The following is a 16,318-nucleotide window of genomic DNA, read 5'->3' on the forward strand; positions in this document are numbered from 1 at the left end:
ATGACGGATAGCCCGCAAATCGACACCTTGCTTGAACGCTCTTTTCCCCGCACTACACGTACTTTGCTTGATGAGTACGCAACGCCTGCCTATGAAGGCTACGCGTTGGAGGCATGGGTGTTTGACGATCAAAGCGAGCGTCATGCAATAGAAACTGCCTTCAAGGCAGTCGGTGTTAGCGCGCGCCTGCGCAGTGCCTATAAGCCTTTGGTGCATTTCTTTTTAGAGGATTTCAGTTGGGAATCACTGCAATCCCTGCTGATTGAGTACCCGGTGCTGGCGAATGCTCCGCGCCGCTTTCTGCTTGAAGCTTACCCGTTGGCAGCGCTACTTCCTCAAGGTGTATCGCTATGCTGGGAGGGTGTTGAATCCACAGCTATTTCTACACCTCTTCATTATCGGGTGAATGTGAAGCGTAGCACTGGGGAGCTGGAAACGTATGTGGTTGAAGCGCCTAATCGCCAACATCTAGACCATGTAGATGAGCCTCAGTGCTCGCCCTGTGGCTGGCTGCGGCTGTCCTCTCCCCAGGGTGAGGTGAGTGAATCAATCGTTGAGACCGACTATGAGGCGCTGTTTCAAACGGCGGTGGCGACCCTCTCATCAACTCCGTGGCAGTCAGTGTCACCCAACTTTGAAGAGCTTAATTTCAGTGTCTACCTGCCCAGTCGCGATCGACGCTTGATATGGGACGATGAACATATCAGCCTTGCTGAAGCACTTCATGAAGATCTCTATTTTTCTACCCTAGAGTATTTTCAGCGCCACGCGGGCTTAGCGCTGGGAGATCGTTCAATTCAGCCGGGGCAGATTGTGCCGGAGATATTAACGCAGGGCGATGCGCCCTATCTGAAGGTAAGCCTGCGGCCTTTAGATGCTTCCCAGCCCCAGCGCACCGAGGTTGAATTGAACGATGCCCAGCAGGCGATTGATGTCGCTCAAATTGAGCAGGTATTGGCCGCCCTGGGTGGCCAGACGTTACTCAGCACCACTCGGGCAGGGAGGGTAGTTGAGGCGCGCTATCAGGCAGGCAGTGATCGCGCTGTGATCATCAGCGCGGGCCAGCATGCCAACGAAACATCTGGCGTTGTGGGAGCACTACGTGCAGCTCAAACGCTTAGTCGTGAGCCAGAAGCCCACTTTGTTATCTCCCCGCTAGAGAATCCCGATGGTTACGCGCTGCAGAGTCGTCTGGTGGCTAACCAGCCACGCCATATGCATCACGCAGCGCGTTACACTGCGTTTGGTAATGACCTTCAGAGTCAGCCCTTAGGCCAACCGTTTGAACACGCCATTCGTGAACAGGCTTTCGCGATTAGTAGCGCTAAGCTGCATGTTAATTTACACGGCTACCCCGCCCATGAGTGGACGCGCCCGCTGAATGGCTACGTCCCACGCGGCTTTGAAATGTGGACGATTCCAAAAGGCTTCTTTTTGATTCTACGCTATCAGCCCGGTTGGGAAACCGCTGCGGAGCAGTTGGTTGAAGCCGTTACCCAACAGCTTTCTCAAGTGCCTGGACTGGTCGAATTCAATGCCACGCAAATTGCCCTGTTTGAAACCCATGCTGGCGCGTTAACATTTCCTGTTTTACATGGCTTTCCCTACCTGATATCAGAAGATGCTGACCAATTAACGCCGCTGATGCTGATCACCGAATACCCTGACGAGACGCTGATTGGGGAGCCCTTTGTACAAGCGCATGCCGCACAGATGGCCACGGTGATAGCGGCCTATAACGCCTTTCAAACGCTCTCATTGGGCAGTTAATCTCAATGACGAGGCTATTGAAGCACTGTTACAATGGATAAATGAACAGTGCTTTCAATACGCCGACCGCCTCGCTTGATGACCCTTTCTATTACCTAACGAACTTTCGCTTCGTTTTGGCCTGGGTGAGTGAGCGCCATGCTGATCTGCTCGCCGCAGACGAGCTCGCTTTTCTTGATCGGTTTGAAAGCTTACCCCAGGCGTCTCAAGCGCTGCTGGTGCGTATGGTGATGCGCAAGGGCGAGCTGTTTCGTCTTAGCAAGCTGGCTTATAGCGAGATAGGTGACAGTGCCAGCGCCTTGCAGCCGTTGATAACGCTTGGTTGGGTCGATAATGATCCTGCGCTTAGCATTGAGGAGCTGTTTCACCAACTCCGCCTCACCGAGCTGCGCCAGCTGTTGGCAGATGACATTCGCGCCACCGGGCTAAGCCTATCTAGCGCTAAAACCGTGCTCTACGACACGCTGGCAAACCGACTTACTCAAACCGCCCCGCTGCAGGCCTGGTGGCCCGACGCACCTGACCGGGTGGTGCGGCTCACGGTAATGCATATTTGCGACCGCTTACGGTTAATGTTCTTTGGCAATCTGCGCCAGGATTGGGCCGAGTTCGTGTTGACCGAGCTTGGCCTGCAGCGTTTTGAAGTTGTCCCTTTTACGCCGCAATCCCGCGCTTTTCAGTCGCGCCATGAAGTGGATACCTACTTAGTACTCCATCACCTGCGCCAACGTCTCGATGCAGGAGAACTGCCCGCCGACCTACACATTGAAGTACCGCCAGCGTCAGATAACCGCTGGCTGGCCACCCGCCGGGCACGACTACTGCTGCAGCTGGGCCGAGAGGCGGAGCGCAGCGGTGATTCGGCGCTCGCGCTGAAACTGTATGGTGATTCAGGCAGTAGCGAGGCGCGAATCCGGCACTGGCGAGTGCTTGAGCGGCTGGGCGAACACCAAACGGCTTTTGAGCTGGCGACCCATGCGCTTAATAGCAGCCCCAATGAAACCGAGCATCAGGCGCTAGCGCGGTTGCTGCCCCGCTTGCGGCGTCGGCTTAAACTGCCTGTTGCGCCGAGTGAACCCGAGCCCGCTCACGAGCGTTGGGATTTAGTACTGCCCGGGCCACAAAGCGTGGAGCGCTCCGTGGCTCAAGCACTCAGCGAGCCCCAGGCGCCGGTCTGCTATGTAGAAAACACCCTAATAACCGGGCTATTCGGCCTGCTCTGCTGGGAAGCTATATTCGAGCCGCTCCCCGGCGCTTTCTTTCACCCTTTCCATAATGGCCCTGCAGATTTATACCGCGACGATTTTGTGGCGCGGCGGCAAGATGCCTTTGATGCATGTCTGGCGCGCCTGGATGACGGCAGCTACCGCCAGCTGATTCAGGCGAGTTGGCGGAAAAAAACCGGCCTTGCCTCACCTTTTGTCCACTGGCCGATTGTCGATGAAGCGTTGGTTGACTTGGCGTTAGCATGTATTCCCGCCGAGGACTTAAGGCGCTGCTTTGAGCGGCTGCTGGGTGATTTAAAAGCCAACCGGGCCGGGTTGCCGGATTTGATTCAGTTCATGCCTGGGGCGCCTGCAGGCGAGCCGCGCTACCGGATGATTGAAGTCAAAGGCCCCGGTGACCGGCTGCAAGATAACCAACGCCGCTGGCTGTCGTTCTTCCATCGTCATGAAATGCATGTTGCGGTCTGCTATGTGCGCTGGGCAGACAGCGATGAGCGTGAGGCATGAGCGGGGTGTATCGGGTAGCGGTGCGAGCACTATGTGATTTCACCGCCCGTGAAGGTGATCTTGATCACCGCTTCACCCCCGCCCCCAGTGCTCGCGAAGGCATTGAGGGGCATACGCTGGTGGCCAGTCGGCGCGGGGCAGATTATCTCGCTGAAATGCCGCTGTCGGGAGTCTTTGAAAGCTTGACCGTTACCGGCCGCGCCGATGGCTTTGACCCCACGCGGAACCGGCTGGAAGAAGTGAAAACCCACCGCGGCAGTTTGGAGCGCATGGCGGATAACCAACGTGCCCTTCATTGGGCCCAGGTGAAAGTGTACGGCGCGCTGCTATGTGCAGAATGTCACCTGGAGCAGGTCACCTTAACCCTGGTTTATCTGGATATCACCAGCGGTAAAGAGACGTTGCTCAGCCAAGACGCCAGCGCCGCCGAACTGCAGGCATTCTTTGCTACCCAGTGCCAACGCTTTCTCGCCTGGGCGGAGCAGGAAGCCAACCATCGCCAGAGGCGTGACAGTTCACTGCAAACCTTACGCTTTCCTCATGCCACGTTTCGCCCCGGCCAGCGTGAACTTGCCGAAGACGTCTACAAGGCAACCAGCACCGGACGCTGCCTGCTCGCTCAAGCGCCCACGGGGATTGGTAAAACGATAGCGACGCTTTTCCCTATGCTCTCGGCGATGCCGCGCCAGCAGCTTGATCGCATCGCTTTTCTGACTATGAAAACCCCCGGACGACGCTTGGCGCTGGACGCGTTAGCGACGCTAAGGGCCGGGCGTGACGACGAAAGAAAACCCCTGCGGGTGCTGGAGCTGGTGGCGCGGGAGAAAGCCTGCGAGTATCCCGACCGCGCTTGTCACGGCGAGTCGTGTCCGTTGGCGGCGGGCTTTTACGACCGTCTTCCTGCCGCACGCCAAGCGGCCGTAGAACAGGCGTGGTTGGATCGCGACGCGCTGCGGGAAGTGGCGCTGGCCCACGACGTATGCCCGTACTATTTAGGCCAGGAACTGGCGCGCTGGGCGGACGTAATCGTCGGCGACGTTAACCACTGGTTCGATAGCCACGCGCTGCTGCACGGCTTGGCTCAGGCTAATGACTGGCGAACGGGCGTGCTGGTCGATGAAGCGCATAACCTGGTGGAGCGCGCGCGAGGCATGTACAGCGCTGAGCTCGATCAGCAGCGTTTCAGCCGTTTGCGCCGCGCTGCACCCAAAGTGCTCTCGCGGCCTTTGGGTCGTTTAGCACGCCAGTGGCAGGCCGTGATGAAAGAGGCTGCGTTGGAAGAGGAGGGGGAGCCGGGAAAACCGGCCTATCGTCTGCTAGCGATGCTGCCCGACAAACTGGTAACCGCTGCCCAGCAGTTGGGAGCGGCGATTACCGATCATCTGGGTGAGCACCCTGAAGACGCCAGTTTAGAGCTACAAGAAGTGCTATTTGAAGCACTGGCGTTCTGCCGCCTGGCGGAGCATTTTGGCGAGCATTCGCTATGTGATCTCACTCGCTTTGGCCGCGGACGGGCGGTACTCGGATTACGTAACCTGATACCCGCCGATTTTCTGGCGCCAAGGTTTAAAGCGGCCCACGCCAGCGTGCTGTTTTCCGCAACGCTGACACCCGCTCACTACTATCGGGATCTATTGGGCTTGCCGGCAAACACCGTATGGCGTGAAGTAGCATCGCCTTTTACCGCACCTCAGCTTGAAGTCCATATCCGCCGGGATATTTCGACGCGATTTCGTGATCGCACCGCATCCATCGAGCCTATCGTAGAGGTGTTAGCGCAGCAGTATCAGGGCAGGCCAGGGCACTATTTGGCGTTCTTCAGTAGCTTTGCCTACCTCGAAGCGGTGCTGGCGCGCTTTCGCCAGGCGCACCCCGCCGTACCTGCTTTCAGTCAAACGCGGGGCATGCCCGAAGCTGAGCGCGATGCGTTTCTAACCCGTTTTGAGCCAGGCGGTAAAGGGATTGGCTTTGCGGTGTTGGGCGGCGCCTTCGCTGAAGGCGTCGACCTGCCCGGCGATCGGCTGATCGGGGCCTTTATCGCCACCCTGGGGTTGCCCCCGTTTAACGACTTCAACGAAGCGCTTAAAACACGGCTAACCGCACGCTTTGGACAGGGCGACGACTACACCTACCGCATTCCCGGTATGATCAAAGTGGTGCAGGCCGCAGGCCGGGTGATTCGCGGTCTTGAAGATGAGGGCGTTGTGGTATTAATGGATGATCGTTTTGCCCAGGCCAGCGTACGAGCGCTACTGCCAAGCTGGTGGTCGCTGGAAAATCCCAACCCATAATTTAGGACCCTAACGCGAGCCATGACAGATCTACTCTGGTACCAGTATGCGCTGATCGGGCTAATCTTTGCCTGGAGCGGTTTTGTGCGCACCAGCCTGGGGTTTGGTGGCGCCGTACTGGCGCTGCCCTTCCTGCTCTTGGTCACCAACGAGCCGCTGGTGTTCTTGCCGATTATTGCCATCCATTTGCTGATTTTCTCTAGTTGGATTGCCTGGAACGGGCATCGGCAATTGCAGCAAGAGGGGAGTGGCGGAACTGCGCCGAAAAGCAATATTGATTGGGCTTATTTACGTAAAGCTCTAAAAATAATGATCATTCCCAAACTGATTGGGGTGGTAGGGCTGTTAACGCTGCCTGCTCAGGTCATGACCAGTATTATCTTCGGCATCGTCATTATCTACGCCATCGGTTATGTGCTGAACAAGCCTTTCAAGAGTAAGAATAAGTATGTGGACTATGTGTTGCTGGCGCTCGGGGGCTATGTCAGTGGCACTTCGCTGATTGGTGCGCCGCTGATTGTGGCGGTATTCGCCGTACATGTGGCTAAGGAGCAGCTGCGGGATACCATGTTTGTGCTGTGGTTTATCCTGGTGGTGATTAAGATGGTCTCGTTCTTGATTGCGGGAGTGGATCTGCAGTTAATCCACCAGCTATGGTTGCTGCCCTGCGCCTTTATTGGTCATTTGGTCGGCGAGAAAGCCCACCGCTATATGCTCAAAGCGGACACCGGGCTGTTCTTCCGCGTACTGGGCGCGGTGCTGATTCTGGTCAGCGTGGTGGGGTTAATTCACCCGCCAGCTTAAAGTTGGCTGTCTGCCTGGAGCGTCGTTCTACTCAAAATAGTCAGGGCGACGGCGAACAGACAGCAGATCACCGCCATAGCGATAAAAACGCTGCGCAGTGAGCCGAGCCAAATCACGGCGGGGGCGACCACCACGGGAGAGATAAACTGACCAAAAAAGAAGGTCGAGGTAAAGCCGCCAAATACCCGACCGCGCACCCGTTGAGGAGTGATGCGCATGAGCCAGGTGGTGGTGTTAGGCATAAAGGCGCCCAGGCCAAAGCCTGAGATCGCCGCACCTACAATGGCCATGGCATAGCTCTCAGTGAATCCTACGATCAAAAATCCGCTGGCCGCCAGCAAGAACCCTAAGATATAGATCGTCATCACCGACAAAAATGGCTTGTAGTAGCCATAGCCAAAGGCAACGATACTGGCCGTTAGGGCTGACATGGAGAGCGCGATGCCAATGGCCATGCCACTGATCTGGCCCTGCTGAGAGAGTAAAAAGGGAAGCTGGGCAGGGAACATATAAAACATCGCCATGCTGATCATGGCAATAAAGTAACCCAGTCCAGTACGCCCATAATCCACCTTAACGGGGGCGTCGGCGATATCAGTATTCACACTACTCTGAGTACGTGGTTCCTTTAGCATTGCCCAAGCGTAGGGCAGCAGCAGAACGCCGGTCAGGTAGAGTAAAAACGGCCCGCGCCAGCTCCAGTCAGAAAGGATCCCGCCCAGGTTAATGAAGATAACCCCGCCCAGGGCCATGCAGCTACTCTGCAGGCCAAGGAAGCGCACGCGCTCAGGACCATCGAAGTAATCACCTACCAGGGTGGTGCTAATGCTGAGAATGCCAGCGACGGCAATGCCCATCAGTGCGCGAGAGCTTAACAGCAGATCCACTCTGTCGATGAAAAAGCCTGAAACTCCGGCAAAGCCGTAGATAAATAGCATTGCCAGCAGCAATTTCTTGCGCCCAAACCGGTCAGCCAGATAGCCCATCAGTGGACTGAACAGCGTAATCATCAACGCCGGAATGGTCAGGATTAGCTGGATCAGCACCTGAGGCTGATCAGGGAAGTGGCGACTAATCCCCGGCAGCGCAGGCGCGATAATCGCCCCTGACATCACGGTCATGGTGCTGGCGAAGAGGAGTACGGCTTTAATATGAGCTAAATGGCTGATGGTCTGCTTCCACATCAAAAAAGGGGAGGAGGTAACGCACAAACCTCAATCTTAGCATGTTTGTTAGCAGGCTAGGTATTGTCTCTTATGAACTAATAGCCGAGGGATCAAGCCGACGCCTCCTGGTGGTTCTGTTAATGGGTTTAGGTGTCGTGCGGTTCACTTCGTGGTAACCGGTGTATGGGTAAATGACCTGATAGTTAGTGGTCACGAACCTCATGAGGCTGAAGATAGCTAGATTATCGTTTATCTAATAGGTTTGTTGGCGTCTATCTGTTATAGCTGGGGGTCTGACAGTACAGCAGTAGGGGCGATATCATGGCGTTTCCGTCGAATGATAATGCAGACCAAATGGCGCATATTTTGCCAGTGACGGCCCTCCTGTTTGATAACAGCGGTGCAGCGATTTCCCTGTTCGATGATCAGGATCGGTTGCTGTATGGCAATCCCCAATACTATAACCTCATCTGCCACCCGCAAGGGGCGCGCCCCTGTTGGTCAGATATCGTGCGAGACAACTATGCCAAGGGCCAGGGGCTAATTGTTGAGACGGATGATATTGAGGGGTGGATTCAGACAGCGCTCGCAAAACGTCGCATACAAACCTATCGCCAGTTCGAAATTGACGCATGGGATGGCCGCTGGCTGTTGATGACAGAAACACTGATTCCAGAGGTAGGCCTGCTCGGTATCGGTGTGGATATCACCCAGTCAAAGAACATTACCACTGCTTTAAAGCAGGAGTACCAGAATGCTTTGGTCAAAGCGGAAACCGATTTACTTACAGATATGGGCAATCGTCGGGCTCTAGAGCGTTTGCGTAAGATTCTAGTCAGTAAAGGGCAGCATTTTCAGGTGACGGCATTGATGATCGATATTGATCAGTTCAAACCCTACAACGATACCTTGGGACACCAACAAGGCGATTTTTGTTTGCAGCAAGTGGCCCGGTCGATTCGAACCAGCCTCAGAGTGAGCGAGGCTTACCCGATAAGGTTGGGCGGTGATGAATTCCTGGTGCTGATGCTGGGGGCGCCACTGTCACTCGCTCAGCAGGTGGCCCAGCGAATCAGAAATGGTGTGCGCAAAAGCGCCATCCCACATCCTATGACAGACTCTGGATTAGTTACCCTAAGCATGGGCCTTGCTAGTCGGGAAATTGTCGATTCGGAAAGTCTTTCATTGCTTCTCAAGGACGCCGACGATGCGCTTTATCAGGCTAAACGTAGTGGGCGCGATCGTATTAACGGTCCTCACGGAGACTCTGAAGGTTAGGGGCGTTCAGGAGTACATTCAGAGGCTATCTAAAACTTATCAATAAGAGAGCATGTAGCAGATAGTTAAAAGGACTTTTAATGCTTGCCACCCATTTGCAACCTCGCATCTATCCAACAAAAAACGGCCACTTGCTGTATTAGCTAAGTGGCCGTTGTTAAAAGTGTTCTTGGTCGGAATAGCAGGATTTGAACCTACGACCTCTGCCTCCCGAAGGCAGCGCTCTACCAAGCTGAGCTATATTCCGAAAGTTGCCGAGACATGCTCGACAACGGAGGTGGATCATACTTAGCTGGGGGTGTTTTTTCAAGCCCTCAAGCAAGGGTTGTGGCGAATTTTATGCTTGGCGATCAACCGCTAAGCGGGCTAATTGGGCCATGCTGTCGCGGTATACGCTGGGCGGCAGAGCATCTAACTGCTGCAGGGCTTTATCGGCCATTTCTTCGGCCCGCTGGCGGGTGTAGTCGAGAGCGCCGGTGGTGTGAATAATTTCCAGCACGGCGTCTAACTGTTCAAGCCCGCCATCGCGAATCACTTGGCGAATCAGCTTGGCCTGTTCCGGCGTGCCCTGCTCCATGGCGTGGATCAGCGGCAGTGTCGGTTTACCTTCGGCTAAATCATCACCCACGTTTTTGCCCATAGCCTCGGCGTCGCCCTGGTAATCCAGCAGGTCGTCAATCAGTTGGAAAGCGAGCCCCAGGTAGCGACCATAATACTGAAGCGCTTGCTCTTGCTCCGGCGTTGCTTCTGCCAATACAGCACCACTATGGGAAGCCGCTTCAAACAGCATGGCGGTCTTGCCCAGAATGGTCTCGAAGTAATCATCCTCAGAGATGCTGGGATTGCCGATATTGGTCAACTGCAGCACTTCGCCTTCCGCGATGATGCAGGTGGCGCCTGAAAGAATCGCCATAATGCGCATGGAACCCACATCGACCATCATCTGAAACGAGCGGGCATAAAGGAAATCACCCACCAATACCGAGGGCGCATTGCCCCAGGCGTCATTGGCGGTTTTCTTGCCGCGGCGCATATGCGACTCATCCACCACGTCGTCATGCAACAGCGTGGAGGTGTGCATAAACTCAATCAGCGTGGCCAGGGGGATATGCTTGTCGCCGGTGTAGTTGAGAGAGCGGGCCGCCAGTAGCGCTAATAAAGGGCGCAAACGCTTGCCGCCGCTTTCGGTGATGTACTGGCCGATGGTTTCGACCAGCGGTACTTTGGAGTTCAACTGCTCGACAATCGTCCGGTTGACGGCTGCGAAGTCATCGGCCACCACGGCGTGCAGCGGTGAAGGCGTTGGGCTGACGGGCTGGGCTGAGGAGACGTTAGCAGTCATGGGATCCGTTCATCGCGGCAGATGGAGGCGGTAAGTGCCGCCCTTAGTTATGAATATACGTTTTGAACATACGTTGTGATCATACATTAGGGGTCATGCGTTGTGGTCATGCTATGGGGCCGCCTGATGGGCGTCAAGACACGCGCAGCAGTTACGGTGTCGTATTAGTGGTCATTGGCGATTGACATTTGTCAGTAGTCTTGTGGTAAGTGAATATAGTCGCTATAATCCGCGACCCACTCATCATGCTCCCTGTCAGATGGCTCCAGAAGGGGCGCCACTCGCAGCAGGTCAATAAGAGCGGAAGGCGATGAGCGCCGGTTACGCGGGGCGTAGCTGGCATTAACGACAAGTCCGGAGAGCGACATGTACGCAATTATTAAAAGCGGTGGCAAACAGTACCGCGTTCAAGAAGGTCAAACCCTCAAGCTCGAGAAAATCGAAGTCGCTACCGGCGAAACGATTGAGTTTGATGAAGTGCTGATGGTCGCAGACGGCGATGACTTCAACATTGGTGCGCCGATGATTGGTGGTGCTAAAGTTTCTGCCGAGGTGGTTTCCCACGGCCGTGGCGATAAAGTAACCATCATCAAGTTCCGTCGTCGTAAGCACCACATGAAGCGTCAGGGCCACCGCCAGTGGTTCACTGAAGTCAAAATTACCGGAATTTCTGCGTAAGCGGTCAATTCCCTTAGGAGGATTTTGCAATGGCACATAAAAAGGCAGCTGGCTCCACGCGTAACGGTCGCGATTCCGAGTCCAAACGCTTAGGTGTGAAACTCTTCGGTGGCCAAGCGGCGACTGCGGGTAACATCATCGTGCGTCAACGCGGCACGCGTTTCCACGCCGGTACTGGCGTTGGTCTAGGTCGTGACCACACACTGTTCGCGCTGAGCGACGGTTTTGTGAAGTTTGAGACCAAAGGTCCGAAAAACCGCAAGTTTGTTAGCATCGTTTCTGCCTAAACGGTCAGCGTTGCGCTCGTAATTGGCTTAAATAGAGCTGTAAGAAAAGTTACGAGAAAAAAGGCCCCGCTATGGCGGGGCTTTTTTGTCGGTTAAATCTCTTTTCCAATACGTTTTTCCACCATGCTTTATCACTATGTCTTTACCAGTATGCTAGTGGAAATAAAGGGTTGGAAAAAAAGTAGTGCATATTAGGGCGGCGGAAGCGGCCGGGAGAATCCAATGCAGTTCGTCGATGAAGCCTCGATTATTGTTGAGGCGGGCAAAGGCGGCAATGGCTGTCTGAGCTTTCGCCGCGAAAAATATGTGCCCAGGGGCGGCCCCGATGGCGGTGATGGTGGCCATGGCGGTAGCGTATACCTGATTGGTGACGATGCGCTGAACACCTTGATCGATTTTAAGTTTCAGCGTTTTTATAAAGCGCAAAACGGTCAGGGCGGCATGGGTCGTCAAATGAGCGGTAAAGCAGGTGAAGACCTGCACGTCAAAGTGCCGGTGGGCACCACGGTGATCGATGAAGACACCCTGGAAGTCATCGCCGATGTGACCGAAATTGGTCAGGTAGTGCTGGTGGGCGAAGGCGGACGTCGTGGCTTGGGTAATATCCACTTTAAGTCCTCGACTAATCGTGCGCCGCGACGCACCACTACTGGTACCGATGGCGATCGCCGCAACCTGCGTTTAGAAATGAAGGTGATGGCCGATGTTGGCCTGCTGGGCATGCCCAATGCTGGTAAATCAACACTGATTCGCTCGGTGTCTGCCGCCAAGCCGAAGGTCGCCAACTACCCGTTCACTACCTTGGTGCCTAATCTGGGCGTTGTGAAGCTGGGGATGCACGAGCACTTCGTGATGGCCGACGTACCGGGCTTAATCGAAGGGGCCTCTGAAGGCGCGGGCTTGGGGCTACGTTTTTTGAAGCACCTGACCCGCACGCGGCTGCTGTTTCACGTGGTTGATGTGGCGCCGTTCGATGAGTCTGACCCGGTGGAGGCGGCAAAAGCGATTGTTCACGAGTTAGGGCAGTTTTCGCCAGCGCTGTCTGAACGTCCTCGCTGGCTGGTGCTGAACAAGTTTGACCTGCTGCCGGAAGATGAGCGAGAAGATCGCGCCCAAAAGATTATTCAGGCGCTTAACTGGGAAGGCCCGGTGTTCCGCATTTCAGCGATCAGCAGCGACGGCACCGATAAATTGGTGCAGGCGGCCTACCGCTGGTTGACCGAGCAACGTCGTCTTGAGAATGAAGATGAAGAAGCGCTGGCTCGTGAGGAGGAGATGCGCCGCCGCATGGAAGAAGAGTCGGTTGCGCGTACCGAAGATCGTTTGGGACGTCGGCGTAAGCGTGATGATGAAGATGACGAAGACTTCGACGACGATGATTATGATGTTGAAGTCGAATACGCCCCTTAGTGGTATTGAGCGGGTGCATTCGGTAGTAAGCTTAAGGTAATAAGCTAAAAAGGGGCTGCGTTCGCGCGGCCCCTTTTGTAAGTGTCTGATTGAGGCGGGGTGGCATGGAAAGTAACGAGCAAATCCTGGGGCGTAGCGCGCTAAGCCGTGCGCGGCGTGTCGTTGTGAAGATCGGCAGTGCGCTACTCACTAACGATGGTCGCGGCCTTGACGAAACCGCCATCGGCGGCTGGGTGGATCAAATCGCCGCCCTGCATCAGCAAGGCATTGAAGTGGTACTGGTCTCCTCCGGCGCCGTTGCCGCTGGCATGGTGCGTCTTGGCTGGCAGGTGCGCCCCAGCGCCGTGCATGAGCTTCAGGCAGCAGCAGCCGTTGGCCAAAATGGCTTAACCCAGTGCTATGAGCAGCACTTTGCTCGTCACGGAATGTTGACCGCGCAGATTCTGCTTACCCATGATGATCTCTCCAATCGCAAGCGCTACCTTAATGCGCTTTCTGCGCTGCGCACGCTGGTAGAGATGCGCGTGGTGCCGGTAATCAATGAAAACGATACCGTGGTCACTGATGAGATTCGCTTTGGTGATAACGACACCCTGGGGGCGCTGGTCGCTAACCTGTTGGAGGCTGATGCACTGCTGCTGTTAACCGACCAGGAAGGCCTGTTTGACGCCGACCCTCGCCACAACCCGAATGCCCAGATGATTGCTGAAGGACGCGCCGACGACCCGCGCCTGGCGGCAGTGGCGGGCAGCGGAGGCGCGCTGGGGCGGGGCGGTATGAGTACTAAAGTGCGCGCGGCGCAATTAGCCGCGCGCTCCGGTGCGGTGACGGTGATTGCCAGCGGCCGCCAGCCAGATGTTATCAACCGCATCATGGCGGGCGAAGCGTTAGGTACGCTGCTGCGGCCTGATCAGGTACCCATGGCGGCGCGCAAGCGCTGGCTAGCTGGTCAGTTACAGGTGCGCGGCACGCTGGTGCTGGATGCCGGTGCGGTGAAAGTGCTGCGCGATAAAGGCTCTAGCCTGTTGGCGGTTGGGGTGCGCAATGTGCAGGGCAGCTTTAAGCGTGGCGATATGGTGGTGTGCGTAGATGAGCAGGGCGCGTCTGTGGCCAAAGGCTTGGTCAACTACGGTGCCGATGAAGCGCGCCAGTTAGCGGGCCAGCCCAGTCACCAAATTGAAGCGATCCTGGGTTATGTGGAAGCCCATGAGCTGATTCATCGCGATAATCTTGTCGTTGTCTAAGTCAGCTCATGCGTTAACGTGCCGCTGGCGGCAGAGGTACTTGGCGCGGCCACTCATCGGGTACCAAAAAGAGCCGCTCATAGCGCTGTTCATCGTGCCCTTTCGCTGAGTAACACAGCATCACTTGCTGAGGTGAACGCCAAGCGTGAACCTGTTGAATAATGACGGGTAGCACCTCTTCAGCAGGGCGAAATGCACTGTGTGGCGGCGGTGATAGCCAGTGTGGCTTTTCAAGCCAGACCATTCTCGGCATAGCTGAAAAGCGGGCTGCCATCTCGGGCCAGTCGCGTAAGTAGCACCAAGTCCCCCGGCGGTGATCGGTCGTTGCGCCTTCCGGCGCTGGCATCGTTGCGTGCCAGGGGTAATACAGTACGCCAGGCATCGCCAATCGCTGCATTAGCTGCTCGCCAAAACCCGTGCCAGAAACGCCAAGATCTCGGGGCGCTAGCCAGTGGGCGAGGGTTTCCAATGCAGGTGGCGTGGTGGAGAGCGGCAGTTGATGGCGCCGCAGGTGAGCGCACTTAAGCGCTAGGCTGTCTAACCCACCCGGGCCAATCCAGCGGCTTTGGCTGGTGGGGGCGCCAGGCCCTTCAGGCAGCCCCAGGTAGAACTTAATCGCTACTTCCAAATGCACGGGGGCTGGATTGCCGCGGGTGCGGTAGAGCATATCCAGCTCGCCCAGCGTGGTGCGCTTTCGGCTGATGCGCACGTTGCGGGCTAGCAGCCGTGTATTTGGTGCGTGATCTAACAGCGTATGCCACAGGCGTTCATGGTAATGCCCCATGCGCATTGCGCGGCTGCCGTTTAGAGTGTTTAACGGCGGTCGGCCCAATTGACGAAGCCAAGACAGCAGCGTGTGCTCTAGCCCCAGCTCTTCAAGGGTAGGGCGGCCAGCGCATGGAATGGGTGGCGGTAGCTTCACTAGATCCGGTGTGACGGCCAGCCAAGCAATATCGCGTAATACGGGATCACTTAGCACGGTATCAAGTCGCCCTGTCTCCATTAGCAGCAATGGGTCTGCAGCCTCTAGCGCACCATAAACACCTTCATTAAGCACGGATTGCTCCTCAACACGTTAATTGAATCGGCGCTGTGGTTTGGCCGCTAACGGTTACGCAATAGACGTTATAACGATAACCCTTTGGCGTACTACTCTAGCTAGGGGGGAGAGGCGAGGGAAGCGTGTTAAGGGGGATGTTGAGGAAGGGGGCTAAAAGGGGAGCCACAGGCTAAAACGCAGCGGGCCCCCCGTAGGGAGCCCGCAAAGCGATATTAATCGCGGTCAATTTGGGTAACTTCGGAAGAGCCCTGACGTACGCTGATTTCTAGCTCACGGCCATTTTCACCGCGGCCTTCGATATCGATGATGCCGCTCTTATCAATATCAAGATCTTCGAACTCAACCATGCCTTCCTGGCTGGCAACGTCTAAGGCTTGGCGAATATCGTCTTCGCTCATGCCCCAGGCACCGGTGATCAGGCGCTCACGTTTCTCTTGTAGCGTTTCACCGTTATCGAGGGAGAATTCCACATCGGCGTACCACTCATCGTCCAACCAACCTTCGACTTCTACGCGGCCACGGCTTTTAATGCTAACTTCTTCGTAGTGGCTGAAGCCGTAATCATTGGCGTGGGTCAAGACGTCATCGATGCGATCCATCGGCAGCGAATCGGCCTGGGCAGTGCCCGCAGCAGCGGCAAGCAGCAGAGCAGAGGTCGGGATCAGCAGCATTTTTTTCATGGTGTTCATATCAAATTCCTTCTTTGCGTAGTTAAACGTGAATGTCTGTACAACAGTTAATACCGGCATCCAGCGAATGCGACAGGGAATTTATACCACCGCGATACTTTCCTTAAGCTGACAAAACTGTTCATCTAACGTTCATGTTGCCTTTGGCATCCTAGCCCCATGAGTAAACTACAACGTCACCTTATAATGCCGTTGCGCAGCGTTCCACGTCGGGCTCGCCGTAACGCCACTGGTTTGGCCTTAGTGCTATTGCTAGTGGGTAGCGCCGTGGGTGACCAGCCCTGGGAATCACTTCACGGAGAGGTGCGCCGTGGTGAGGTTGTTCCGCTCGACACGATTTTAGACTGGCTGGAAGCTCACTATATAGGCGATGTGCTGGAGGTTGAAGTAGAGCGTGAAGGGGGGTACGTGGAGTACGAAATTAAGCTGCTCGGCCCCCAGGGCCAAGTAGTGGAATTTGAGTTCGATGGCCAAAACGGTCAATTGATGTCCATTGAGGGCGTGCGTATTAATGACATGCGTCGCTAATATCGCTATTCAAATTGCCAAGTCGATGCCTAGAAGGG

At 55.7% G+C, this 16,318-nt stretch carries 14 protein-coding genes and 1 tRNA gene; 10 read left to right on the forward strand and 5 right to left on the reverse strand.

From position 1 onward, the window contains the following. Genes MLE19_RS16315 through MLE19_RS16330 form a run of 4 tightly spaced genes read left to right on the forward strand, consistent with a single transcriptional unit; the run spans position 1 to position 6,598 of the window. The gene (locus MLE19_RS16315; RefSeq protein ID WP_240719279.1) at positions 1 to 1,770 is read left to right on the forward strand and encodes a peptidase M14; all 1,770 of its coding nucleotides are present in this window, start codon (positions 1 to 3) and stop codon (positions 1,768 to 1,770) included. A 41-nt stretch (positions 1,771 to 1,811) separates the two neighbouring features. Further along, positions 1,812 to 3,503 (forward strand): VRR-NUC domain-containing protein, encoded by a 1,692-nt coding sequence (locus MLE19_RS16320; protein WP_240719197.1) that lies wholly within the window; start codon positions 1,812 to 1,814, stop codon positions 3,501 to 3,503. After that, on the forward strand, positions 3,500 to 5,794 hold the full coding sequence (locus MLE19_RS16325) for an ATP-dependent DNA helicase (protein WP_240719198.1): 2,295 nt from the start codon (positions 3,500 to 3,502) through the stop codon (positions 5,792 to 5,794). The genes MLE19_RS16320 and MLE19_RS16325 overlap by 4 nt, the downstream gene beginning before the upstream one ends. A 21-nt stretch (positions 5,795 to 5,815) precedes the next feature. Further along, positions 5,816 to 6,598: a sulfite exporter TauE/SafE family protein gene (locus MLE19_RS16330; protein WP_240719199.1), complete on the forward strand. Its 783-nt coding sequence runs from the start codon at positions 5,816 to 5,818 to the stop codon at positions 6,596 to 6,598. Here MLE19_RS16330 and MLE19_RS16335 read toward each other — a convergent pair. Next, a complete protein-coding gene (locus MLE19_RS16335; RefSeq protein ID WP_240719200.1) occupies positions 6,595 to 7,809 on the reverse strand; it encodes an MFS transporter in 1,215 nt (404 codons plus the stop codon). The two genes, MLE19_RS16330 and MLE19_RS16335, sit on opposite strands and share 4 nt — an antisense overlap. 276 nt (positions 7,810 to 8,085) lie before the next feature. Between MLE19_RS16335 and MLE19_RS16340 the strand changes: the two genes are divergently transcribed. Beyond that, positions 8,086 to 9,042: a GGDEF domain-containing protein gene (locus MLE19_RS16340; protein ID WP_240719201.1), complete on the forward strand. Its 957-nt coding sequence runs from the start codon at positions 8,086 to 8,088 to the stop codon at positions 9,040 to 9,042. Positions 9,043 to 9,212: 170 nt separating this feature from the next. On the opposite strand, the gene MLE19_RS16345 is transcribed toward MLE19_RS16340, so the two are convergent. After that, positions 9,213 to 9,289 (reverse strand) — tRNA-Pro (locus MLE19_RS16345). Between the two features lie 90 nt (positions 9,290 to 9,379). Then, complete coding sequence (ispB, locus tag MLE19_RS16350; RefSeq protein WP_240719202.1) at positions 9,380 to 10,384, reverse strand: octaprenyl diphosphate synthase; 1,005 nt, start codon at positions 10,382 to 10,384, stop codon at positions 9,380 to 9,382. A 366-nt stretch (positions 10,385 to 10,750) separates the two neighbouring features. Between ispB and rplU the strand changes: the two genes are divergently transcribed. From rplU to proB, 4 genes are all read left to right on the forward strand, one after another. Next, the gene (gene rplU / locus MLE19_RS16355; protein ID WP_176304985.1) at positions 10,751 to 11,062 is read left to right on the forward strand and encodes a 50S ribosomal protein L21; all 312 of its coding nucleotides are present in this window, start codon (positions 10,751 to 10,753) and stop codon (positions 11,060 to 11,062) included. A gap of 29 nt (positions 11,063 to 11,091) precedes the next feature. Beyond that, positions 11,092 to 11,349 (forward strand): 50S ribosomal protein L27, encoded by a 258-nt coding sequence (gene rpmA, locus MLE19_RS16360; protein ID WP_008957069.1) that lies wholly within the window; start codon positions 11,092 to 11,094, stop codon positions 11,347 to 11,349. A 222-nt stretch (positions 11,350 to 11,571) separates the two neighbouring features. Further along, a complete protein-coding gene (gene cgtA, locus MLE19_RS16365) occupies positions 11,572 to 12,759 on the forward strand; it encodes an Obg family GTPase CgtA (RefSeq protein WP_240719203.1) in 1,188 nt (395 codons plus the stop codon). Positions 12,760 to 12,863: 104 nt separating this feature from the next. Next, on the forward strand, positions 12,864 to 14,003 hold the full coding sequence (gene proB, locus MLE19_RS16370) for a glutamate 5-kinase (protein WP_240719204.1): 1,140 nt from the start codon (positions 12,864 to 12,866) through the stop codon (positions 14,001 to 14,003). Positions 14,004 to 14,016: 13 nt separating this feature from the next. Here proB and MLE19_RS16375 read toward each other — a convergent pair whose 3' ends face one another. Together MLE19_RS16375 and MLE19_RS16380 are read right to left on the reverse strand one after the other, a co-directional pair. After that, positions 14,017 to 15,060: a DUF1853 family protein gene (locus MLE19_RS16375; RefSeq protein WP_240719205.1), complete on the reverse strand. Its 1,044-nt coding sequence runs from the start codon at positions 15,058 to 15,060 to the stop codon at positions 14,017 to 14,019. Between the two features lie 215 nt (positions 15,061 to 15,275). Then, on the reverse strand, positions 15,276 to 15,752 hold the full coding sequence (locus tag MLE19_RS16380) for a PepSY domain-containing protein (protein ID WP_240719206.1): 477 nt from the start codon (positions 15,750 to 15,752) through the stop codon (positions 15,276 to 15,278). Between the two features lie 159 nt (positions 15,753 to 15,911). Between MLE19_RS16380 and MLE19_RS16385 the strand changes: the two genes are divergently transcribed. Then, entirely contained in the window at positions 15,912 to 16,280 is a 369-nt protein-coding gene (locus MLE19_RS16385; RefSeq protein ID WP_240719207.1) for a PepSY domain-containing protein, read from the forward strand. Positions 16,281 to 16,318: the final 38 nt, after the last annotated feature.

Origin of the sequence: Vreelandella neptunia, from assembly GCF_022489065.1 — a bacterium.
GTDB classification, from domain to species: domain Bacteria; phylum Pseudomonadota; class Gammaproteobacteria; order Pseudomonadales; family Halomonadaceae; genus Vreelandella; species Vreelandella neptunia_A.